The following is a 20,407-nucleotide window of genomic DNA, read 5'->3' as shown; positions in this document are numbered from 1 at the left end:
GAACAATGAGGTGGTTGGGCCCGTCGGAACCCACCCGGTTGCTGGCTTCAGCGTTCGCGCTGGTGGTCCCCTGCCACGGTCTTGGCGGCCTCGACCTCAAGCATCAGCTTGCCGTCTTCCTCCACCAGGACCGGCTGGTACACGTGGGGCTTGCGCTTGTAGCTCAGGTAGGCGATGCAGCCGTTGGCGGCCGCCATCTTTTCGATCATGATCTCCGAGCCGGGGACCAGCAGCTCACCTAAGGGACGGCCCACGGTGTTCTCCTGGCCGGCCTCGTCGCCGAGTGCGGTGGTATTCCTTTCCTGCACCACCTGCGCAGCGTTGACCCACCTGCCCCAGACACCCTTGCCCTCGAGCAGCGTGGGTTCCTGGCCCAGCGGGACGGTGGCGGCAAAGTACCGGGTATCGAACCGGCGGTGCGCAAAATCCGGGCTGCGCCAGTTGACCAGGGATTTGAGCAGGTCCGTGCGCAGCGAGAGGCCGCGCTTGCCGAGGACCTGGGCCAGCGTCTTCTCCTGGTCCGCAACGGCGATGCGGGCACGCATCCACTCGGACGAGGACGTGGCTTCCACGGTATTGGACATGTCCGGACCAGCCAGCAGGATGCCGGTCTCTTCGAAGAGTTCCCGGATGGCGCCCACCACGTGGCGCCGCGCCAGCCCGACGTCGGCCGTTCCCATCTGCTCGGCCCAATGCTGCGGCGAGGGGCCAAGCCAGCCCATGGCGTCGTCGTCGGCCGGGTCCAGGGAGCCGCCGGGGAAGGCGAGGACTCCCAGCGGCGAGGAGCCGGGCCGATAACCCAGCCAGGTCTCCAGGCCGGTGGGGGAATCACGGAGGAGGACCACGGAAGAGGCGTAGCGCGCGGCCCGGGGAGTCCGTTCGCCATGTTCGAGCCAGCTTTGAGCCGCCCCTTCAAGGTCCTGGGGAAGTGCAAAAAGGCGTCGTGCGAGGTGAGGCAAGGGAAGTGACCGGTCCTAGCTGAATTCGGCGATCAGTTCGACTTCAACGGGAGAGTCGAGCGGAAGAACGGCAACGCCGACGGCGGAACGTGCGTGCTGCCCGGCGTCGCCAAGGACACGGCCCAGCAGTTCAGAGGCGCCATTGATAACGGCGGGCTGGCCCGTGAACGACGGGTCCGAGGAGACGAATCCGACCACCTTGACGATGCGGGTGATGCGGTCCAGGTCGCCGATGACGCTCTTGACCGCGGCCAGGGCGTTCACGGCACACACGGCGGCATACTTCTGGGCGTCCTCCGGAGAGACCGTGGGCTCGTCGGCGAACCCTTCGGTACCGGCGGACACCTTGCCGGTAGCTTCGAGTTTGCCGTTAATGAACGGCAGCTGCCCGGAGGTGTACACGTGGTTGCCGGAGACGATGGCGGGGACGTAGGACGCCACGGGAGCGGCGACCTCCGGGAGCGTGATGCCAAGTTCCGCGAGGCGCTGCTCGACGGCGGATGCGGGCGCCGTCGCGGCGCCGGAAGGGGCTTCTGCGGGGGTGCTCATGCTACTGCTTCTCCCTCTTGAGGTAGGCGACAAGGCCGTTGCCGTCGGGTCCGGGAACCACTTGGACAAGTTCCCAGCCGTCCTCCCCCCACTGGTCCAGGATCTGCTTGGTGGCGTGAATAATGAGCGGAATCGTCGCGTACTGCCATTTGGTCATGAGAGAAAGCGTAGCCCTTGCCGGTAAAGTGGAAAACATGGCGACTCGCAACAACCCCTTATTCGACACTGCCACCACACTGGGTAAGATCCTTCTTTTCCTCGGTGTGAGCGCGATTTGCGGTGTCCTGGTGGCGGGCCTTCTGGTCCCTGCCGCCGCCGTCTCGGGCAGCGCGGCAAGCGGTTCCATCAACTTCTTCGACTCCCTCCCTGCGGAACTGAAGGTTGACCCGCCCAGCCAGACCACGCGGATCCTGGCCGCCGACGGCAGCGAGATCGCCAGCGTCTATACGGAGAACCGCACCAAGGTTCCGCTGGACCAAATTTCGCCGAACATGAAGAACGCCATCATTGCCGTGGAGGACAGCCGCTTCTACGAGCATGGCGGCGTGGACACCACCGGCATCCTTCGCGCCCTGGTCGCCACCGCCCGCGGCAACAAGCAGGGCGCGTCCACCATCACGCAGCAGTACGTCAACAACGTGCTCAATGCGAACCTCGCCGCCGCCGGCGAAGAAGACCAGATCAAGCTCAACGGCGTCAACAAGGGCGTTGGCGACAAGCTCCGCGAGATGAAGCTCTCCATCGCCCTGGAGAAGGAGTTCACCAAGGACCAGATCCTTGAGGGCTACCTGAACATCGTGTTCTTCAACCGGGACGCGTACGGCATCGAGGCCGCCTCCCGGTACTTCTTCAGCACCACCGCCAAGGACCTGACGCTGCCGCAGGCGGCACTCCTGGCGGGCCTGGTGAACAGCCCGTCCATGTTCGATCCCATCACCAATCCGGAGAAGTCCAAGCAGCGCCGCGACCTGGTGCTGGGGCTGATGAAGGACCAGGGCAAGATCACCGCGGACGAATACCAGGCTGCGGTGGCCACCCCGGTTGAACCGAAGGTCACCCAGCCCAAGCAGGGTTGTGCCTACGCGGCCACCGCTCCGTACTTCTGCGACTACGTCCTGCACCTGCTGGAGAACAACCCGGCCTACGGTGCCGAGGTCAAGGACCGCCAGCGGCTCATCTACGGCGGCGGCCTGACCATCACCACCACTCTGGACCCCAAAGCCCAGGCCACCGCCCAGGAGCAGGCCGACGCCGCGGCCGGCGCCAACCCGGACAAATGGGGTGCGTCCATGGTCTCGGTGCAGCCCGGCACCGGCAAGATCATCTCCATGGCCCAGAACACCTCGTTCCTGGCCGGCGCGGGCGGCTTCAATTCACAGTTGAACTTCAACGTGGACAAGCTGGACAAGGACGGGAACGACCTCAACGGCGTCGGCGGGTTCCAACCGGGTTCCACCATGAAACCGTTCACCTTCGCGGAGTGGCTCAACGAGGGCAAGACCATGAATACCGTGGTCAATGCAGCCCAGCGTGTCTACCCCATTGGTTACCCGTGGAAGAACACGTGCGGGAAGGTCCAGGGTGCGTACAGCACTGCGCAGAAGAATGCAGGCCTGGACGCTACTGATGACCTCCAGAATGCCGAGCCACAGTGGTACAAGCCGCTGACCGTCCTTGAGGGCCTTTACAACTCCATCAACACCGTGACGTTCGCGTCCGCGGCGCAGCTGGACTTCTGCGGCATCCAAAAGATCGCCGATGCCGTTGGACTGCACAGCGGCCTGCCCTCGGCTGATGGCAGCGAGCCGCACCCCAAGATCAACATGATGACCCTTGGCAACCTGTTGGGCTCCACCCAGACGTCGCCGCTCACCATGGCCAGCGCGTTCGCCACATTTGCGAACGACGGCAAGTACTGTGAGCCCATTGCCATCACCTCGGTGACCGACGCCACCGGCAAGCAGCTCCCGGCCCAGTCCAGCAGCTGCCGCGACGCCATCAAGCCAGAGGTTGCCCGCGGCGTGAACTACGCGCTTCAGGAAGTCATGAACAGGGGTTCGGGCTCGCTGATCCAGCCGCGCCTGTCCACCAAGACCAGTTTCCCGATCGGCGCCAAGACCGGTACCTCGAACAACAACGGCTCCACCTGGGTTGTTGGCCACACCACCGGTTTGGCTACGGCTGCCTGGTTCGGTGACCCGCTGGGCGACCAGGGCCGTGCCGGCCAGAACATCACCGTCAACGGAAAGTTCTACCAGGGCATTGACGGTTACATGGTCGCCGGACCCATGTTCTCGAATTTCATGACCAAGATCGCGCCAGGCTACGGCACCAACCCGTTCCCGGCACCGCCGAGCAACATGGTCAACGGGACCACCACCAACTCCGCTCCTGCCCAGAACGGCCAGCAGGCCACCCAAGCCCCTGCAACCCAAGCGCCCGCCACCCAAGCCCCGGCCCCGGCCCCGGCGCCGAGCAGCAACGGGAACGGCAACAATGGCAAGGGCAACGGCTAAGCACGCATGAGCATCGACAGCCTGGCAAGCCGCGCCCGTTCAATCGGGCGCGGCTTTGCCGTTGCCGCAGGGGCCGGAACTGCGGCCGGGATGGCGGCCTTCGGCTACGGCTTGTGGGAGAAGAACCAGTTCGTCCTTCGCGAGGAAACCCTGGCCATCCTCCCGCCCGGACGCAACCCGTTCCGTATCCTGCACCTGAGCGACATCCACTTCGTGCCCGGCCAAGAGAAGAAGGCCCAGTGGCTCGCCTCCTTGGCGGACCTGCAGCCCGACCTGGTGGTGAATACGGGCGACAACCTCAGCCATGTCAAGGCAGTGGATCCCCTCCTGGCCGCGCTTCGGCCCTTGCTGCAGTTTCCCGGCGTCTTCGTACCGGGCTCCAACGACTACTTCGCCCCCACATTCAAGAACCCCGCGTCCTACCTGTTGGGACCCTCCAAGGCCGCGCCGAAGCCCACCCCCCTGGATTGGCCCCGCCTTCGTTCCGGGTTCGGCATGGGTGGCTGGGTGGACCTGACCAACCGCCACCAGTCGCTGATCCTGAACGGCATGCGCTTCGACTTCTCCGGCGTGGATGACCCGCACCTGAACCGCGAGCGCTACGCCGGCTGGCCGCGCGGCACGGTCAACCAGGACGCCAACGACCATCTCAAGGTGGCGGTCATCCATGCCCCGTACCAGCGGGTACTGGACCACTTCACGGAAAGCGGCGCCGACCTCCTGCTCGCCGGCCATACGCATGGCGGCCAGCTCTGCATCCCCGGGTATGGTGCCGTCGTCGCCAACTGCGACCTCCCCACGTGGCGCGCAAAGGGCCTCAACGACTGGACCAGCAACGGGCGTACGACGCCGGTCAACGTCTCCGGTGGCATCGGCACCTCACGCTTCGCCCCGGTAAGGATCGCCTGCAAGCCTGAGGCAGTCCTGCTGACGCTGACCTCCCGCGGCTGACCCTCCCATTACGGACTGCAATAACTGGGCAAGCCTGGCGCCCCGGCGGCAACCCCTGTGAATCGTCTCACGCCATGGCATAGGGTAGTTGCTAGAGGAAACTACATTCGTTTTAGAGCTTGAGAAGCGGGCATGGCCAAGCAGACTCCATTTTTCAGATCAATCAGCCGTCTTTATCCGCACGTCCGGCCCATCATCCCCCGGCTTTTGCTGGGGCTTCTCTGTGCGCTGGCGGCAAGTATCGTTGCCCTGACCATCCCCCAGGTGCTGCGTGTCCTGGTCAACACGGCGCTGCAGCCGGGGGCCAGTGCGGACGGGGTGTGGATTTCCGCAGGTGTCATCCTGGTGCTGGGCGTCGCCGAAGCCGGCCTGGTGGCGCTCCGCCGGCAGTTCGTCATCAACCCTGCCACGACGGTGGAAACCAGGATGCGGGTCTCGCTCTACGACCACCTGCAGGAACTGACCGTCTCCTTCCACGACCGCTGGGGTTCCGGCCAGCTGCTGTCCAGGGCCATGACAGACCTGAACTTCCTGCGCCGGTGGATGGCCTTCGGCGCCATCATGCTGGTGGTCACCACCCTCACGGTGATTATCGGGATCGTGGCCATGTTTGCCATGAGCTGGCAGCTGGCGCTGATCTTCCTCGCCGCCGCCGTACCCATCACCATCAACAGCTTCCGGTTCCGCACCCGGTTCAGCAAGGTGGCCCGGCGCAGCCAGGACCAGGCCGGCGACCTCGCCACCACGGTGGAGGAATCAGTCCACGGCATCCGCGTGCTCAAGGCGTTTGGCCGCAGCCGGGAAGCCCTCGAGAACTTCAACGAACAAGCCGAGGAACTGCGCCAGACCGAAATCGAGAAGGCCCGCCACCAGGCCACCTTCACCATGGTGGTCACCCTGCTCCCCGAACTCGCGCTCGGAACCGGCCTGGTGGTGGGCGTTATGTTGTGTGCCGGCGGCCAGCTGAGCATCGGCTCCCTGGTGGCGTTCTTTGCAACGGCCGCCGTCATCGCCTCGCCGGTGGAATTTTCCGGCATGCTGCTGGCCATGGCACTCACGGCGAAGACCGCCGTCGACCGCCACTACGAGGTGATGGATACGCAGAACACCATCACCAGCCCCGCCGAGCCGCGCCGCCCGGACGAACTCGCGGGCGCACTGCGCTTCGACAACGCAACGTTCGCCTTCGAGGACGCCCCGGACAAACCGATCCTCAAGGACATCAACCTCGAGGTGCGGCCCGGCGAAACCATGGCTTTGGTGGGCATCACCGGCAGCGGCAAGAGCGCGCTCATCCAGCTGGTCCCCCGCCTCTACGACGTCACGGCCGGCGCCATCAGCATCGATGGAGTGGACATCCGCGACTTTGACGTCGAGGAACTGCGCAGGATTGTCGGGGTGGCCTTCGAGGACACCACGCTGTTCTCCAGTTCCGTCCGGGACAACGTCCTCCTTGGCGCGCCGGTGCGTTCCGAGGAGATCCTGGAGGAGGCCTTGGACGTGGCGCAGGCGCATTTCTCCTATTCCCTGCCGCAGGGCGTGGACACGCTGATCGGTGAGGAAGGGCTTAGCCTGTCCGGCGGCCAGCGCCAGCGCATTGCCCTGGCACGTGCCATCGCCGCCCGTCCACGTGTCCTGGTCCTGGATGATCCCCTCTCGGCCCTGGACGTCCACACCGAGGAACTCGTGGAGGCCCGCCTCCGCGAGGTGCTCAAGGACACCACCACCCTGATCGTGGCGCACCGGCCGTCCACCGTGGCGCTGGCCGACCGGGTGGCGCTGCTGGAAGACGGCCGTATCACCGCCGTGGGCACTCACACGGAACTGCTGGCCGGCAACCAGCATTACCGGTACGTCATCGCCAGCCTGGAGCGTGAACCGCGCGACCTTGACTCCGAACTGTCCGCCCTTGAGGACCAGGCAGAGGAAGTGACCCGATGAGCACGGCAACATTCGGCACCGCCAACGAGGACAACGCCCACCTCAGCAAGAGCGACAGCAAGGCGGTCCGGCGCCGGTCGATCGCCCTGCTCGGGTCCCTGATCCGGCCGGTGCGGGTGCGCTTCTGGCTGACCATCGCCATGGTGGTCCTTTCCCAGGCAGCCCGGGTGGCCGGCCCGGCACTGATCGCTTTCGGCATCGACCGCGCCCTCCCGGCCCTCCGGTCAGGTGACAACCTCCCGCTGGTGTTCACCGGCGTCGCCTACCTGCTGGCGGCCATCGCGACGGCGGGCCTCACCGCCCTGTACGTCACCTCCACGGCACGGCTCAGCCAGGCAATGCTGCTGGACCTGCGCGTCCGGGTCTTCCGGCACACCCAGCGGCTCAGCCTGGAATTCCATGAACGGTACACGTCCGGCCGGATCATTGCCCGCCAGACGTCGGACCTGGAGGCGTTACGCGAACTCCTCGATTCCGGCGTCAGCTCACTGGCTTCCGGGATGCTCTTCATGGCGTTCACCGCCGCCACGATCTTCGCCCTGGACTGGCGCAGCGGCCTGCTGGTGCTGGCCGCCGGGGTGCCCATGTTCTTCCTGGCCCGCTGGTACCAGAAGCATTCCCAAATCGCCTTCCGGGAATCACGGGTGGTTTCCGCCCGGCTGATCGTGCACTTCGTCGAAACCATGACCGGAATCCGCGCGGTCAAGGCCTTCCGCAAGGAAAAGGAAAACTCCGAAACCTACGGCAACCTCGCCGAGGACTACCGCCTGGTCACGGTCCGGTCCATCAACCTCAACGGCATCTTCCAGCCCGGGCTGGTGCTGATCGGCAACGTCTGCGTGGCGGTGGTGCTGCTGTTCGGCGGCTTCCGGGTGCTGGGCGGCGACCTGGCCGTCGGCGTCCTCCTGGCCCTCATCCTCTCCACCAAGCGGTTCTTCCAGCCCGTGGACCAGATGGCCATGTTCTACAACTCGTTCCAGAGCGCGCAGGCAGCCCTCGAAAAGGTGTCCGGGCTCCTCGAGGAAGTACCCACGGTCCGGCCGCCGAAGAACCCTGTCCCGCTTCCCGACGCCACCGGGCGCATCGACTTCAAGGACGTCGAGTTCCGCTACGGCGACGGACCCGTGGTGGTGCCCCGCCTGAACCTGCATATCCCGGCCGGGCAAACGGTCGCCCTGGTGGGACAGACCGGCGCGGGCAAGTCCACCCTGGCCAAACTCATCGCCCGGTTCTACGACGTCACCTCGGGACACCTGACCCTGGACGGCGTGGACCTCCGCGACCTTGCCACCACCGACCTCCGCCGGAACATCGTCATGGTCACCCAGGAAGCCTTCCTGTTCAGCGGTTCGGTGGCGGACAATATCGCACTGGGCCGGCCGGAAGCGACACGTGCCGAGATTGAGGAAGCTGCCAAGGCCGTTGGGGCGCACGACTTCATCCTGGAACTCCCCGAGGGCTACGACACCGACGTCAACAAGCGCGGCGGCAGGGTCTCCTCCGGGCAGCGGCAGTTGATCAGCTTCGCCAGGGCCTTCCTGGCGCGGCCGGCAGTACTGATCCTGGACGAGGCCACCTCCTCCCTGGACATCCCCTCTGAGCGGCTTGTGCAGGCCGGGCTGGCCCGCCTGCTCGCCGGGACGGAGGCGGCGCGCAGGACGGCACTGATCATCGCGCACCGGCTGTCCACCGTCGAGACAGCTGACAGGGTACTGGTGGTGCACGACGGCCGGATCGTGGAGGACGGCACCCCGGAAGATCTGATCGGCGGCGGCGGCCGCTTCGCGGACCTGCACGGGGCCTGGAAGGATTCCTTGGTCTAGGCCGCCGCCCAGGCTCACTGCGGCCGGATTTCGCATCGGGCCCCGCCATCGGCTATCCTTGTAAAGTTGCTTTTGCAGCGGATCGGGATGTAGCGCAGCTTGGTAGCGCGCTTCGTTCGGGACGAAGAGGTCGCAGGTTCAAATCCTGTCATCCCGACCATAACGAAAAGAGGGTCTCCACCGGAGGCCCTCTTTTTGCGTCTCTATTTGGTGACGCCCCGCCGGACACTCCCGCCGCCTTAACGCCACCACCCGGTTAAAAGGAATGGCCCCGGAGCTGTTGCTCCGGGGCCATCCTCGCCTCCTGGGTGAGGAAGCCGTTTATGCGGGATCAGGCCAGTTGCCCACGTACGTGGTGTAGGTAGTGCTGGTGGCCTTATCCTTCTTCACCTTTGCGGAGGCGGGGTCAGGCCAGTTGCCTACTGCTACAGACGTACTCGAATTATCGGCGACGGAGCCTGAGGCCAGGACAGCCGGAGCTGCCGCGGAAAAAGCCAGGGCCCCGGCCAGGACGGCCGCGGTTGCGATCTTCTTCAACATATAAGTTCCTCAATACGAGTCGGATTCGTTACAAAGCCAGCACTGTCCTTGTTGACACACATTGTAAAATATTTTCCACAGGGGCTGTCAAGCATCCGTCAGCCCCACTTGTCCAAAAGAGGAGGATACGCGTGGGCAACGGGTTCGGAGAAAAGCTCCGCGCGGAGCGCCTTGAGCGTGGACTGACGCAGGCCGAACTGGGCAAGGACCTGTACTCACCCAGCTACATCTCGCTGCTTGAAACGGGCCGCCGCGAACCGACGGCGGAAGTCATCGAGGAACTGGCGCGCCGGCTGGAGCTGGCACCGAAAGCCCTGGAGGCATGGAGCCAGCCCATTTCCGTCAGCGACGCCGAGTATGTACTCGCCGGCCTCTACGCCCGGCAGGCGTGGGACCTGCGCGACTATCCCTTGGCGGCAAGCCACGCGGCCACGGCCGCAAAGATCGCCCTGGAGGGGCGGAACACCAGTGCGTGGTGGAACATGACGTACATGCAGGCCGAGTGCCTGATCAAGCAGGGCAACTGGCGCGAAGCCCAAAAGATCATGGAGCACCTGCTGGAACATCCCATGGCCAGGGAATCGGCAGGACTTGCCGTCCGGGCACACCAGATGCTGGCCGGCATCTACCAGGGCCAAGGCCAGCTGAGCCTAGCCGTGGACCAGGGAATCCAGGCCGTGGACCTGTGCAAGCAGCTCCCCAAGGGATCAACACTCATCATCAATGCCCACCACGCCCTCATCGGGGCACTGGCCGAGAGCGGACGGCTCGATGAAGCCTGGGGGTATTGCCAGGCCATGATCGAGCACGTGGACGAACTGTCCATGAGCCAGCTCGCCGGCGAGGTGGCCTGGGTGGTGGGTAACGTCGCCTTCATGCGGCACGACTACGCCGAGGGCGTGAAGCACCACGAGCGTGCGGCGCGCCTGCTCTCCCCCGCCAATGACATCGGGCTGTGGGCCCGGTTCAACAAGGCGTCCGCGGCGGTCCGCCTCTCCTCCGGCATCGTTGAGCCGGAAACGCTGTCTGCGATCGAACGTGCTGAACTGGCGCTGTCAATCGTGGGAGGCAACAAGTCAGACCAGCTGGAGGTAGCGTTCATTCGCGCCCGCTGGCTGTACCTCACCGGGGACATTGTGGCAGCCGTCGAGAAACTCCGCGAAATCCACGCCGAGCGCGCAAGCCTCGCCAAGCACACGGCTGGTGAGGTCTCGCTCCTCCTGGGCAAGTCGCTCAAGGCTGCCGGTGACACCGAGGAAGCCTTGGTGCACCTGGAGGAAGCCCAGAAGGCCTTTGCCGCGGCAGGCGCCCAGGACAGGGTCCAGCAGGCCTTGGACGCGATCCTTGAAATCAAGCTGGCACAGAGGCGCGCGGCCGCGGCCGCGAAAGCCAGCTGAAGCAAGCCAGGTGAACCCGCCGTGGCGGGTCCACCTGGCGTGGCCGGGTCTCAGGCGAATGTCTTTCCGGTGATCTTCTCGTACGCTTCGACATACCGGCTGCGGGTGCGTTCCACCACGTCGGCAGGCAGCGCCGGCGGAGGGGTGTCGGATGACCGGTCCCAGCCGGAGGCGGCAGAAGTCAGCCAGTCCCGCACGTACTGTTTGTCGTAGGAGGGCTGGGCCTGGCCGGGCTTGTAGGTTGCAGCGTCCCAGAAACGGGAAGAATCAGGGGTCAGCACCTCGTCACCCAGGGTGATGGACCCGGAGACGGCGTCGTAGCCGAATTCCACCTTGGTGTCCGCGAGGATGATGCCGCGTTCACGCGCGATCTTCTCCGCCGTGGTGTAGATCTTCAGGGTCAGCTCGCTCAGGCGGGCAGCAATGTCATCCCCCACGAGCGCCACCACGGCGTCGTAGGTGATGTTCTCGTCGTGCTCACCGATCAGTGCCTTGGCGGATGGGGTGAAGATGGCGTGTTCCAGCCGGGAGCCGTCCACCAGCCCCTCCGGGAGCGGGATATCGCACACTGTCCCGGAGGCCTTGTACTCCAGCAGTCCTGAACCCGTGAGGTAGCCGCGGGCAATGCACTCCACCGGGAACATGTCCAGCTTCTTGCAGATCATGGCCCGGCCTTCCACCTCCGCGGGCACGCCGTCTTCCACCGTGGACCCGAGCACATGGTGCTCGACGCCCAGCTGGTCGAACCACCAGAGGCTCAGCTGGGTAAGGATGCGGCCTTTGTCCGGGATCTCGCTGGAGAGCACATGGTCAAAGGCGCTGATGCGGTCGCTGGCCACCACCAGGACGCAATCCTGGCCCAGGCGTTGCACGATCGACTCGTCGGCGGGTTCGTAAAGGTCGCGGACCTTGCCGGAGTAGACGTGCGTCCATCCCTGCAGTTCCAGGGTGTCCGCGGCGTAGCCTCGGTTCTCGGAAGTTCCACTCATGTCAGGCCTTCGCTTTCACTACGGGCAGCGATCCGGTGGCACCGTACGGCACCTTGATTTCCCCGCGGGCTGCCTTGCGGGCAATGTCGCTGCGGTACTGGGAGCCTTCAAGCTGGACCAGCTCAACGCCGTCGTAGGCCCTTTCCCGGGCCTCCACCAGGTCGCTGCCCAGGGCGACGACGGCCAGGACGCGGCCGCCGGCGGAGACCACCTTGCCCTCGTCGTCCAGGGCGGTGCCGGCATGGATGACGTGCACGCCGTCAAGGGCGTCCACTTTCTTGAGCCCGCGGATGCGGTCACCGGTGCGGGGCGTGTCAGGGTAGTTTTCCGAGGCCACGACGACGGCGACGGCGGCGTCCTTGGACCAGCGCAGCTCTTCCGCTTTGTCCAGTTCGCCCTTGGCGGCTGCCATGAGCAACGCCCCCAGGGGGGTCTTGAGCCGGGCGAGGACCGCTTGCGTCTCGGGATCGCCGAAACGGACGTTGAATTCGATGACGCGGGTTCCGCGGGACGTGAGCGCGAGCCCGACGAAGAGCACGCCCACGAACGGAGTGCCGCGGCGCGCCATCTCGTTCACGGTGGGCTGTGCCACCCGGTCAAGGACTTCCTGCACCAGGCCCTCGGGGGCCCACTCGAGCGGGGTGTAGGCACCCATGCCGCCCGTGTTGGGACCTTCGTCGTTGTCGAAGATGCGCTTGAAATCCTGGGCGGGCGAGAGTGCCACGGTGTTCTGCCCGTCGCAGAGGACGAAGAGGGAAACCTCGGGGCCGTCCAGGAACTCCTCGATCACCACGGATCCGCCGGCGTCGAAGCACGATTGGGCGTGGGCCAGGGCTTCGTCCCGGTTCCTGGTGACCACCACGCCCTTGCCGGCGGCCAGGCCGTCGTCCTTCACCACGTACGGAGCGCCGAAGGTGTCCAGCGCTGACGCTGCCTCTTCGGCGTTGGTGGCCACCATGGCCATGGCGGTGGGAACGCCTGCCTCCGCCATGACCTCCTTGGCGAACGCTTTCGATGCCTCCAGCTGGGCTGCTGCCTTGCTGGGCCCGAATACCGGAATGCCGGCGGCGCGGACGGCATCGGACACACCTGCGGCCAGCGGAGCTTCGGGGCCCACCACCACGAGGTCGACCGTGAGCCGGGCGGCCAGCTCGGCAACAGCCTGGGGATCGTTGCCGTTGATGTTGTAGGTGGGTACCAGCTTGCTGATACCGGCATTGCCGGGCGCCGCGTGGACTTCGGACACGTTGGGGTCGGCAAGCAGGGAGCGGACAATGGCGTGTTCGCGGCCTCCGGGGCCAATGACGAGTACCTTCACAGTCTCCAAGGGTACTTTGTGCACCCTTCCCGCTCCTAAGCTGTGACCTTGCCGGCCCGGCCGGTCAATCCGGACTACCCGCCGCTCCGAACCACCACCATGACAAAGCTTCGGAACCGCTTGACCGGCCCCTCCGCCCTGGCTGCCCTGGCAGGTGTGGTGGCAGCCGCCGTCGTACTTGCCGTTGCGGAGCTCCTCGGCGCATTTTTCACCGCCAGGGCAACACCGCTGTTCGCCCTGGGGTCCACCTTCATTGACTTCACGCCGCCCCGGCTGAAGGACTTTGCGATCGCCACCTTCGGCACCAACGACAAGACTGCCCTGTTCGTGGGCATGGGGCTGACCATCGCGGTGCTCGCCTGCGTCCTGGGCATCGTGGCCTACCGGAAATGGGTCCTGGGCGTCCTGGGCGTCCTGTTCATGGGCGCGGTGATCGTTGCGTGTGTCGTGACGCGTGCAGGCGTCAGCGGAGTTGACGCCATCCCGTCCGTACTGGGCACGGTGGCCGGCCTGGTGGCGCTCCGCCTGCTGGTGGCACCGCTCTGGCGGCTGAAGGAAAGCAAGCCATGGCCCGAGACTCCGGCGGACCTGGCGGCCGACGCCGATGCCCGGCCGGGGCACGAAGGCGCCAGCCGTCGTCGTTTCTTCGCTGCGGCAGGGATCACCGCGGTGGCCGCCGGCATCGCCGCGACCGGCGGACGGTTGCTGGGCGCGGCGCGCAACAACGTGGCCAAGGCCCGCGAGGCGCTCACGCTGCCGACGCCGGCCAAAGCCGCAGCCGCGGTTCCCGCCGGCGTGCAGTCCCCCGTCCCGGGCGTCACGCCATGGTTGACGGACAACGGCGACTTCTACCGGATCGACACCGCGCTGAGCGTCCCGGAAATCAACGTCAACGACTGGGAACTGCGGGTCCACGGCCTCGTGGAGCAGGAAGTCACCCTGACATTCCAGGACCTGCTGGACGCCAGCCTGATCGAATCGCACGTCACCCTCACGTGCGTCTCCAACCCCGTGGGCGGCAACCTCGCCGGAAATGCCAAATGGCTGGGAATGCCCATCCGCGATGTCCTTGCCCGGGCCAAGCCCAAGGACGGGGCTGACATGGTGCTCTCCAAGTCCATTGACGGCTTCAGCGCCTCCACTCCCCTGGAGGTCTTGCAGGACGGGCGTGACGCCATGCTGGCGATCGGCATGAACGGCGAGCCGCTGCCGCTGGAGCACGGCTACCCGGTGCGCATGGTGGTCCCGGGGCTCTACGGGTTCGTCTCCGCCACCAAATGGGTGGTGGACCTGGAGGTCACCCGGTTCGCGGACAACAAGGCCTACTGGACCGAGCGTGGCTGGTCCGAACGCGGCCCCATCAAGACAATGGCGCGCGTGGAGGTACCCAAGTCCTTCGCCAAGGTCCCCGCCGGGAAAGTCGCCGTCGGTGGTACTGCCTGGGCACAGACCCGGGGAATCACCAAGGTTGAAATCCAGATCGACAACGGCGAATGGACCGAGACGGTCCTCTCCACGGAGGCGTCCACCATCACGTGGCGCCAGTGGTCCTACGAATGGGACGCCACGCCGGGCCCGCACTACATCAAGGTCCGTGCCACCGACGGTACCGGGCAGGTACAGACGGACCAGCGCGCAGATCCCGTCCCTGACGGTGCTTCAGGCTGGCAGTCGGTGATGGTGACCGTCCAGTAGCCACCCACGACCGCGGGTGGCCCGCCATCCGCGGACCGGACCATAGACTGGCAGTATGCCGCACAATCCGCATGCCACCTTCACCGTTGACTCCGCCGTCGAACTGGCCGTCATAGAACGCAGCGGTTTCGTGGAGTCCCGGCACATCGGCTCTGCGGTGCTCGTCGCCGCCGACGGCTCGGTGGTCACCGAACTCGGCGACATCAACACCCCCATCTATGCACGGTCCACCCTCAAGCCCTTCCAGGCGCTGGCGTCCATGCAATCGGGCGTACCGCTGCGGGGTGCCCAGGTGGCCATCGCGTGCGGCAGCCACACCGGTTCGCTGGACCACATGGATGTGGTGGCAGGCATGCTCAAGGCGGCGGGCGTACGGGAAGACCAGCTGCAGTGCCCGGAAGCCTGGCCCGAGGACGAAACGGCCCGGAACTGGCTGGTCCGGTCCGAAAAAGGCAAGTCGCGGCTGGCCTACAACTGTTCCGGCAAGCACGCCGCCTTCCTGTGGGCCTGCACCGAGAACGGCTGGGACACGCACAGCTACCTGGAACCCAACCACCCCTTGCAGCAGCGCGTACGCACCGTCATCGAGGAATACACCGGTGAGCGGATCGCGCACCTCGGCATCGACGGCTGCGGCGCCCCCGTGGCCGCGGTTTCGTTGAAAGGACTGGCGCTGGCGTACTCCCAGCTGGCCAAGGCTCCCGGCGACCACAGCTTCAGCGCCAGGGCCGCGACGATCGCCACCTCCATGCTGGACTATCCCTGGGCCGTGCAGGGCCGGGGGGAAGCGAACACCCTGGTGATGGATGAGCTGGAAATCATCGCCAAGATCGGTGCCGAGGGCGTCCTGGCGATGGCCACACCGCAAGGAGTCTCGGTGGCCGTCAAGATCCTCGACGGAAACGTGCGGGCAACTTCCGTGGTGGCCCTCACCCTGCTCGCCGCCGCCGGGGCCGTGGAGATTCCCGGAGTCGCCAGCGCCCTGGAGAAAGTGGTGGCTCCGGTGCTCGGGGGCGGCCGACCGGTTGGGAAGATCCGACTGGGCCCCGCGGTATCCGCCCTCCTGGACTAGCACCCACCCCTGCCGATGCCAAAGGAAGATTGAAAGCATGGCCACAGCCCGCCGTCGTATTGATGTCCACGAGGGCAAAGCAGCAGTGAAGGCGTGGCTGGAAGCCGCCCAGTCGCCGTCGGACCCTCCGCTGCCGCGCGCCTCCCTGGCCACGGCCGTGCGGTACTCCCTGGAGGAAGTGACCGCCCGGGCGCCGGGAAACTCCGTAGAGGTGCGCGTGCCGCCCTTCGGTGTCACCCAGTGCGTAGAGGGCCCGCGGCACACCCGCGGCACCCCGCCGAACGTCATTGAGTGCGACGCCGCCACCTGGCTGGCGATGGTCACCGGCCAGGTGGCGTGGGCGGACGCAGTGGCAGCCGGCAAAGTGGCAGCCTCGGGCCTGCGCGCAGACTTATCGGCCCTGCTGCCCCTCTAGCCCGGGCTCGTCGCCCGCGTGCCTGCCACGAGCGGTGCGGGGCTCTCCGGCCCCGTCCGCCGAGGAAATCCGTGCCGGGTGGGGGACCGAGTTCTGCAGTTTCGTGGACAAGGCCGCCACTACGGCGAAGGCAAACGCGGCCACGGCAATAAGGACCGACATCACCGCAACCGTGCCGTAGCCGGCTGTCCGCGGGTCCAGGAACGGATAGGGATACCAGTCCACGATGGGACCCCGGACCAGGCTGTAGACCAGGTACAGCAGGGGAAAAGCCAGCCACACCAGGGATGTCCGGACAGGAATCCGCACCCGCGGGAGGTCCACCAGCCAGTCGATCACCATGACGGTGGGCACGGTGTAATGGAGCACCACATTGACCCACGGGATGGGGGTGTTGACGTCAATGTCGCTCAACAGCAGGCTGTAGGTGATCCCGGTGATGGTCATATATACGGTGGCCGCACCCCGGAGGAGTTCAAGCCACCGCGGGCTTGCCCCCTTCCAGGCAAACCAGCCGGCGATCCCCAGGGTTACGAAGGCGATGATGTTCGACTCGATGGTGAAGTAGCTGAAGTAGTTTCCGGCGCTGGCGCCCGGTACGTTCTGCACCAGGTGCAGCAGCTGGAACAGCACCGCCACGAACCCCAGCAGCGCGAACCAGAAGCGGAAAAGTGCAAGTCCCCTGTTTGCGGTCATGTGCCGATCCTAGGCTCTGGGCGGCCGCCCGCCCCGCCGCGGGGGCCCGGCGTGCCTACCCGCGGCCTATGAAAGGCATGCCGGCCGCGGTGACCACCACGGAGCCGACGCTGGCCGACGCCGGCATGTTGGCCATCATCAACACGGCACGCGCCGCGTCTGCCACCGGAAACATCGGTTCCACCTTGCGGCTGCCGTCCGCCTGCAACGCCCCGGAACCGACACCGATGGTGTCCATGATGTCGGTGGCGGTGTTGCCGATATCGATCTGCCCGCACGTGATGCCGTAACCGCGGCCGTCCAGGTCGATGCTCTTGGTCAGCCCGGTCATCGCGTGCTTGGTGACCGTGTAGGCCACGGTACGCGGCCGGGGCGAGTGGGCGGAGATGGACCCGTTGTTGATGATGCGGCCGCCCTGGGGCTCCTGGGCTTTCATCGTCCGGACTGCCGCTGCCGCGCACAGCATGGACCCGGTAAGGTTCACGGCCACCGTGGCGTTCCAGTCTTCCAGGCTGATTTCGTCCACGCCGGCCGACGGGCCGAACACGCCGGCGTTGTTGAACAGGACGTCCACGCGCCCCCACTGCTGGCGGACGGCCTCGAAAAGCCGCTCGACGTCGTCGGGCCGGGTGACGTCGCTGGGCACCACCAGGGCGTCCGGGCTGCCGTCCGCGGTTTCCAACAGCAGCGCCTCGCGCCGCCCGGCAAGTGCCACGCGGTAGCCGTCGGCCAGCATCTGCCGCGCCACCTCCCGGCCGATGCCGGACCCGGCTCCGGTGACGACGGCGACGCGGGCGGCGGGCTGTGGGGTGTTCATTCGGTTCTCCTGGCTTAAAGCTGCGCCGGAACGGCCGGCTGGTGCAGCGGCCAGCCTATGACGGCCTTGGGCCGCGGTGCAGCGAAGGTCCGCACTTTTGAGGTGGACAGACGCATGCGCACCAGCGATTCGGCGATGGTCACTGCCGAGGCCACACCGTCCACCACGGGGACGCCGGCCCGCTGCCGGATCTGCTCGTCCAGGCCTGCCATGCCGCCGCAGCCGAGCACAATCACTTCCGCTTTGTCCCTGCTAACGGCCAGCAGTGCCTCGTTGATGATGGCCTCCACGGCCCGTTCCGGTTCCTCTTCAAGTTCCAGGACGGCCATGCCGCTGGCACGGACCGACGCGCACCTGGCATCCAGGCCGGCCAGCTTCAGCCGGTCCTCAATGAGCGGAACCGTGCGGTCCAGTGTTGTGACCACCGAGTACTTGTGGCCAAGGAACATCGCCGTGCTTGCGGCTGCCTCCGTGATGTCGACCACCGGAACATCCAGCAGTTCCTGCAGCCCCTCCCGGCCGTGTTCCCCGTAGCCGGCCTGGATAACGGCGTCGAACGGCCCGGGGTAGGAGGTGACGGCGTCCATGACGGCGATGGCGGCCAGGTAGCTTTCGAAGTTTCCTTCGCAGGAGTCTGCGCCGAACCGCGGCGTGAGGCCAACGATTTCGGTGCCCGTCGCGGCCGCGGCGCGTGCGGAGGCCGCGATGGAGTCGGTCATTGAGTGGGTGGTGTTCACATTCGCGACGAGGATGCGCATGGGAAAGTTCCTTAGTCGGCAGGGTGGGTGCTGGGTTCAGTGGGTGCTGGCGACGGCGATGGCCTCGCCGTCGTGGTCCACCAGCACTTGGTTGCGGTCGGCAATGAAGAAGTACAGCGCGGCGGCAATGCCTGCGGCGAAGAACCAGGCAAAGGGTGCCGCCGCGGCCAGGCCGGGAACGAAGGCGATCAGCAGGGCAAGGACGGCTGCCGGTACCATGGCGATGATCGCGCGGGGGTTGACGCCCTTCTTGTAGAAGTACGCGCCCTGCGGCGATGCCGTGTAGAGCTCCGGCACGTTGACCTTCCCTCGCCTGATCAGCCAGTAGTCAGCCATGACCACGCCGAACAGCGGGCCGAGCAACGCCCCGAGTCCGCCGAGGAAGTACACGATGACCAGCGGATTGTTGTAGAGGTTCCAGGGCAGGATTACCAGGCCGATGCTGGCGGAGACCATTGCCGCCTTGCGGAAGTTCAGTTTCTTGGGGAACAGGTTGGTCAGGGCGTAGACGGGGGCCACGAAGTTGGCCATGAGGTTCACGGCGATGGTCAGGATCAGCAGCGCAAGGCAGGCCAGGACCAGGAACAGCGTGTTGGGAATGGTCTGGACGATGTCCGACGGGCTTTTGATGATGGTCCCGTTGATCTTGAACTGTCCACCGGCCATGACCACCACGATCGCGCCGAAGACGAGCATGTTGATGGGGATGCCCCAGAAGTTGCCACGTACCACTGCCTTCTTCGACACCGCTGAGCGGGTGAAGTCGCAGAAGTTGAGGACGAAAGTGCCGTAGATGGAGACCCACAGCGCGCCGCCGGCAAAGATGGTGAGCCACATTTCCGGGCCTTCCAGGGCCTTATTGGAAGCCCAGGCGATGCTGCCTCCGGCTTCCACGAAAATCCAGACGGCCATTGCTGCCATGGTGGCCAGGATGACCGGACCGGCGAAAGCCTCGTACTTGCGGATCATTTCCATGCCGAAGCTGACGATCACCAGTTGGACCACCCAGAGCGTCACGAATGCCATCCACCCGAGCGTGGACAGGCCTAGGATCGAGTCCTTGTCCAGCTCTGCAAGTGAGGGGAACATGGCTGTGAGCATCACGCGGAAGACCACCGATGCGAGGTACGTCTGGATACCGAACCAGGCGACCGCAACGGCCCCGCGGAGGAGGCTGGCGATCTGTGCCCCGCGGATACCGAAGCTGATCCGGCTCATGACCGGAAAAGGCACACCGGTCTTGACGCCCATGAATCCTGACAGGGTAAGGAGCCCGAACAGCAGTGCAGCCCCGATGCCCAGGGCAAGGAGGATCTGCCATCCACCCAGCCCAAGGGCGAAGAGTCCGATGGCGAATGCGTAGTTGCCCAGGCTGTGCACGTCGTTGGCCCAGAGGGTAAAGATGCTGTAGCTGGTCCAGCTGCGGCCGGCGCGCTTGGTCGGGGCAAGGTCAGTGTTGTACAGGGTGGGGCTGATGCTCGTGCCTGACGCCGCGCTGGCGGAATCGCAGAGGGCTTCGATAGTGCCAGACGGGTGGACAGTACCGGCTGACGACTTTGTCAGGTCCTTGTCCGCGTCCACGCCCGCCGATGGTGGGGTTCGCATGGGGGTCTCAATTCTTGGGCCGATTCCGAGTGGTGAGTCCGACCGGAGGTCGTTGCTGTTATTCCACATTGCGGAAGTGAGATATTGAATAGTGAAATAAGAGTATGACCCAGGTCACGGGCGGTCAAGCGTCGCAGCCACCGCACTACGGTCACAAATGGTCGGTTGCCGCCGATAGGCGACATCCAGGGCGAGGTGAAGGCCGTCGCGTTGACCCGCCCGGCCTGCCTCAGTAATCTCATATTGCAATAATGTTTTCTCACAATACGAAAACATGCGCAGATGCGTTCAACGATGAAAAGAGGCTGCCATGGCTGCAGGAGAAGATACCTCCCATATCCTCAGCGGGTTGACTAACCAGCTGCC

18 protein-coding genes and 1 tRNA gene are annotated in these 20,407 nt (G+C 65.7%); 9 read left to right on the top strand and 10 right to left on the bottom strand.

The genetic code is table 11. The features are described 5' to 3' along the window. Positions 1 to 47: 47 nt before the first annotated feature. From QRM95_RS06300 to sp36, 3 genes are read right to left on the bottom strand one after another with little or no spacing between them, the layout of a single operon-like run. Positions 48 to 959, bottom strand: a complete 912-nt coding sequence (locus tag QRM95_RS06300; RefSeq protein WP_285246960.1) for an NUDIX hydrolase — start codon at positions 957 to 959, stop codon at positions 48 to 50. 15 nt (positions 960 to 974) lie between these two features. Then, positions 975 to 1,508, bottom strand: coding sequence for a RidA family protein (locus QRM95_RS06295; RefSeq protein WP_285246959.1), 534 nt, complete (start codon positions 1,506 to 1,508; stop codon positions 975 to 977). 1 nt (position 1,509) lies between these two features. Continuing rightward, positions 1,510 to 1,665: a Sp36 family protein gene (gene sp36 / locus QRM95_RS06290; RefSeq protein ID WP_285246958.1), complete on the bottom strand. Its 156-nt coding sequence runs from the start codon at positions 1,663 to 1,665 to the stop codon at positions 1,510 to 1,512. Positions 1,666 to 1,702: 37 nt separating this feature from the next. On the opposite strand from sp36, the gene QRM95_RS06285 reads away from it, so the two are divergent. From QRM95_RS06285 to QRM95_RS06265, 5 genes are all read left to right on the top strand, one after another. Next, a complete protein-coding gene (locus QRM95_RS06285) occupies positions 1,703 to 4,024 on the top strand; it encodes a transglycosylase domain-containing protein (RefSeq protein ID WP_285246957.1) in 2,322 nt (773 codons plus the stop codon). Between the two features lie 6 nt (positions 4,025 to 4,030). Continuing rightward, on the top strand, positions 4,031 to 4,975 hold the full coding sequence (locus QRM95_RS06280; protein WP_285246956.1) for a metallophosphoesterase: 945 nt from the start codon (positions 4,031 to 4,033) through the stop codon (positions 4,973 to 4,975). Positions 4,976 to 5,107: 132 nt separating this feature from the next. Next, on the top strand, positions 5,108 to 6,916 hold the full coding sequence (locus QRM95_RS06275) for an ABC transporter ATP-binding protein (RefSeq protein WP_285246955.1): 1,809 nt from the start codon (positions 5,108 to 5,110) through the stop codon (positions 6,914 to 6,916). Continuing rightward, positions 6,913 to 8,739: an ABC transporter ATP-binding protein gene (locus tag QRM95_RS06270; protein ID WP_285246954.1), complete on the top strand. Its 1,827-nt coding sequence runs from the start codon at positions 6,913 to 6,915 to the stop codon at positions 8,737 to 8,739. Before QRM95_RS06275 ends, QRM95_RS06270 begins: the two co-directional genes overlap by 4 nt. An 83-nt stretch (positions 8,740 to 8,822) precedes the next feature. Next, positions 8,823 to 8,899, top strand: a tRNA-Pro gene (locus QRM95_RS06265). 161 nt (positions 8,900 to 9,060) lie between these two features. On the opposite strand, the gene QRM95_RS06260 is transcribed toward QRM95_RS06265, so the two are convergent. Continuing rightward, positions 9,061 to 9,279 (bottom strand): hypothetical protein, encoded by a 219-nt coding sequence (locus tag QRM95_RS06260; protein ID WP_018761865.1) that lies wholly within the window; start codon positions 9,277 to 9,279, stop codon positions 9,061 to 9,063. A 131-nt stretch (positions 9,280 to 9,410) separates the two neighbouring features. Between QRM95_RS06260 and QRM95_RS06255 the strand changes: the two genes are divergently transcribed. Beyond that, positions 9,411 to 10,676, top strand: a complete 1,266-nt coding sequence (locus QRM95_RS06255) for a helix-turn-helix domain-containing protein (RefSeq protein WP_018761866.1) — start codon at positions 9,411 to 9,413, stop codon at positions 10,674 to 10,676. A 50-nt stretch (positions 10,677 to 10,726) separates the two neighbouring features. On the opposite strand, the gene QRM95_RS06250 is transcribed toward QRM95_RS06255, so the two are convergent. Beyond that, positions 10,727 to 11,665: a phosphoribosylaminoimidazolesuccinocarboxamide synthase gene (locus QRM95_RS06250; RefSeq protein WP_018761867.1), complete on the bottom strand. Its 939-nt coding sequence runs from the start codon at positions 11,663 to 11,665 to the stop codon at positions 10,727 to 10,729. 1 nt (position 11,666) lies between these two features. Next, complete coding sequence (gene purD, locus QRM95_RS06245; protein WP_133830681.1) at positions 11,667 to 12,983, bottom strand: phosphoribosylamine--glycine ligase; 1,317 nt, start codon at positions 12,981 to 12,983, stop codon at positions 11,667 to 11,669. A 99-nt stretch (positions 12,984 to 13,082) separates the two neighbouring features. Here purD and QRM95_RS06240 point away from each other — a divergent pair, with 99 nt between their 5' ends. The 3 genes from QRM95_RS06240 to QRM95_RS06230 are packed head-to-tail and all read left to right on the top strand — an operon-like array spanning position 13,083 to position 16,165. Then, positions 13,083 to 14,678: a molybdopterin-dependent oxidoreductase gene (locus tag QRM95_RS06240; RefSeq protein ID WP_285247195.1), complete on the top strand. Its 1,596-nt coding sequence runs from the start codon at positions 13,083 to 13,085 to the stop codon at positions 14,676 to 14,678. A gap of 55 nt (positions 14,679 to 14,733) precedes the next feature. Then, complete coding sequence (locus QRM95_RS06235; protein ID WP_285246953.1) at positions 14,734 to 15,750, top strand: asparaginase; 1,017 nt, start codon at positions 14,734 to 14,736, stop codon at positions 15,748 to 15,750. 37 nt (positions 15,751 to 15,787) lie between these two features. After that, positions 15,788 to 16,165, top strand: a complete 378-nt coding sequence (locus QRM95_RS06230) for a sterol carrier family protein (RefSeq protein ID WP_285246952.1) — start codon at positions 15,788 to 15,790, stop codon at positions 16,163 to 16,165. Here the strand turns inward: QRM95_RS06230 and QRM95_RS06225 are convergent. From QRM95_RS06225 to QRM95_RS06210, 4 genes are read right to left on the bottom strand one after another with little or no spacing between them, the layout of a single operon-like run. Next, positions 16,142 to 16,861 carry a Pr6Pr family membrane protein gene (locus QRM95_RS06225; protein ID WP_285246951.1) on the bottom strand — a complete coding sequence of 240 codons (720 nt, stop codon included), beginning with the start codon at positions 16,859 to 16,861 and terminating at the stop codon, positions 16,142 to 16,144. The genes QRM95_RS06230 and QRM95_RS06225 overlap by 24 nt on opposite strands. Before the next feature lie 55 nt (positions 16,862 to 16,916). Continuing rightward, complete coding sequence (locus QRM95_RS06220) at positions 16,917 to 17,678, bottom strand: SDR family oxidoreductase (RefSeq protein WP_285246950.1); 762 nt, start codon at positions 17,676 to 17,678, stop codon at positions 16,917 to 16,919. Positions 17,679 to 17,692: 14 nt separating this feature from the next. Next, on the bottom strand, positions 17,693 to 18,436 hold the full coding sequence (locus QRM95_RS06215) for an aspartate/glutamate racemase family protein (protein WP_285246949.1): 744 nt from the start codon (positions 18,434 to 18,436) through the stop codon (positions 17,693 to 17,695). A 36-nt stretch (positions 18,437 to 18,472) separates the two neighbouring features. Beyond that, the gene (locus QRM95_RS06210) at positions 18,473 to 20,041 is read right to left on the bottom strand and encodes an NCS1 family nucleobase:cation symporter-1 (RefSeq protein WP_133830638.1); all 1,569 of its coding nucleotides are present in this window, start codon (positions 20,039 to 20,041) and stop codon (positions 18,473 to 18,475) included. Positions 20,042 to 20,407: the final 366 nt, after the last annotated feature.

Source organism: Pseudarthrobacter sp. efr-133-R2A-89, from assembly GCF_030209315.1.
In the GTDB taxonomy this organism is placed as follows: Bacteria; Actinomycetota; Actinomycetes; order Actinomycetales; family Micrococcaceae; genus Arthrobacter.
This window is presented reverse-complemented; position numbering and strand designations above follow the sequence as displayed.

What these genes read in the sequence shown, in the direction of transcription:
- QRM95_RS06295 (WP_285246959.1), bottom strand. Translation starts at nt 1,508, where the DNA reads ATGAGCACCCCCGCAGAAGCCCCTTCCGGCGCCGCGACGGCGCCCGCA.
- sp36 (WP_285246958.1), bottom strand. Translation starts at nt 1,665, where the DNA reads ATGACCAAATGGCAGTACGCGACGATTCCGCTCATTATTCACGCCACC.
- QRM95_RS06285 (WP_285246957.1), top strand. Translation starts at nt 1,703, where the DNA reads ATGGCGACTCGCAACAACCCCTTATTCGACACTGCCACCACACTGGGT.
- QRM95_RS06280 (WP_285246956.1), top strand. Translation starts at nt 4,031, where the DNA reads ATGAGCATCGACAGCCTGGCAAGCCGCGCCCGTTCAATCGGGCGCGGC.
- QRM95_RS06275 (WP_285246955.1), top strand. Translation starts at nt 5,108, where the DNA reads ATGGCCAAGCAGACTCCATTTTTCAGATCAATCAGCCGTCTTTATCCG.
- QRM95_RS06270 (WP_285246954.1), top strand. Translation starts at nt 6,913, where the DNA reads ATGAGCACGGCAACATTCGGCACCGCCAACGAGGACAACGCCCACCTC.
- QRM95_RS06260 (WP_018761865.1), bottom strand. Translation starts at nt 9,279, where the DNA reads ATGTTGAAGAAGATCGCAACCGCGGCCGTCCTGGCCGGGGCCCTGGCT.
- QRM95_RS06250 (WP_018761867.1), bottom strand. Translation starts at nt 11,665, where the DNA reads ATGAGTGGAACTTCCGAGAACCGAGGCTACGCCGCGGACACCCTGGAA.
- QRM95_RS06240 (WP_285247195.1), top strand. Translation starts at nt 13,083, where the DNA reads ATGACAAAGCTTCGGAACCGCTTGACCGGCCCCTCCGCCCTGGCTGCC.
- QRM95_RS06235 (WP_285246953.1), top strand. Translation starts at nt 14,734, where the DNA reads ATGCCGCACAATCCGCATGCCACCTTCACCGTTGACTCCGCCGTCGAA.
- QRM95_RS06230 (WP_285246952.1), top strand. Translation starts at nt 15,788, where the DNA reads ATGGCCACAGCCCGCCGTCGTATTGATGTCCACGAGGGCAAAGCAGCA.
- QRM95_RS06225 (WP_285246951.1), bottom strand. Translation starts at nt 16,861, where the DNA reads ATGACCGCAAACAGGGGACTTGCACTTTTCCGCTTCTGGTTCGCGCTG.
- QRM95_RS06220 (WP_285246950.1), bottom strand. Translation starts at nt 17,678, where the DNA reads ATGAACACCCCACAGCCCGCCGCCCGCGTCGCCGTCGTCACCGGAGCC.
- QRM95_RS06215 (WP_285246949.1), bottom strand. Translation starts at nt 18,436, where the DNA reads ATGCGCATCCTCGTCGCGAATGTGAACACCACCCACTCAATGACCGAC.
- QRM95_RS06210 (WP_133830638.1), bottom strand. Translation starts at nt 20,041, where the DNA reads ATGCGAACCCCACCATCGGCGGGCGTGGACGCGGACAAGGACCTGACA.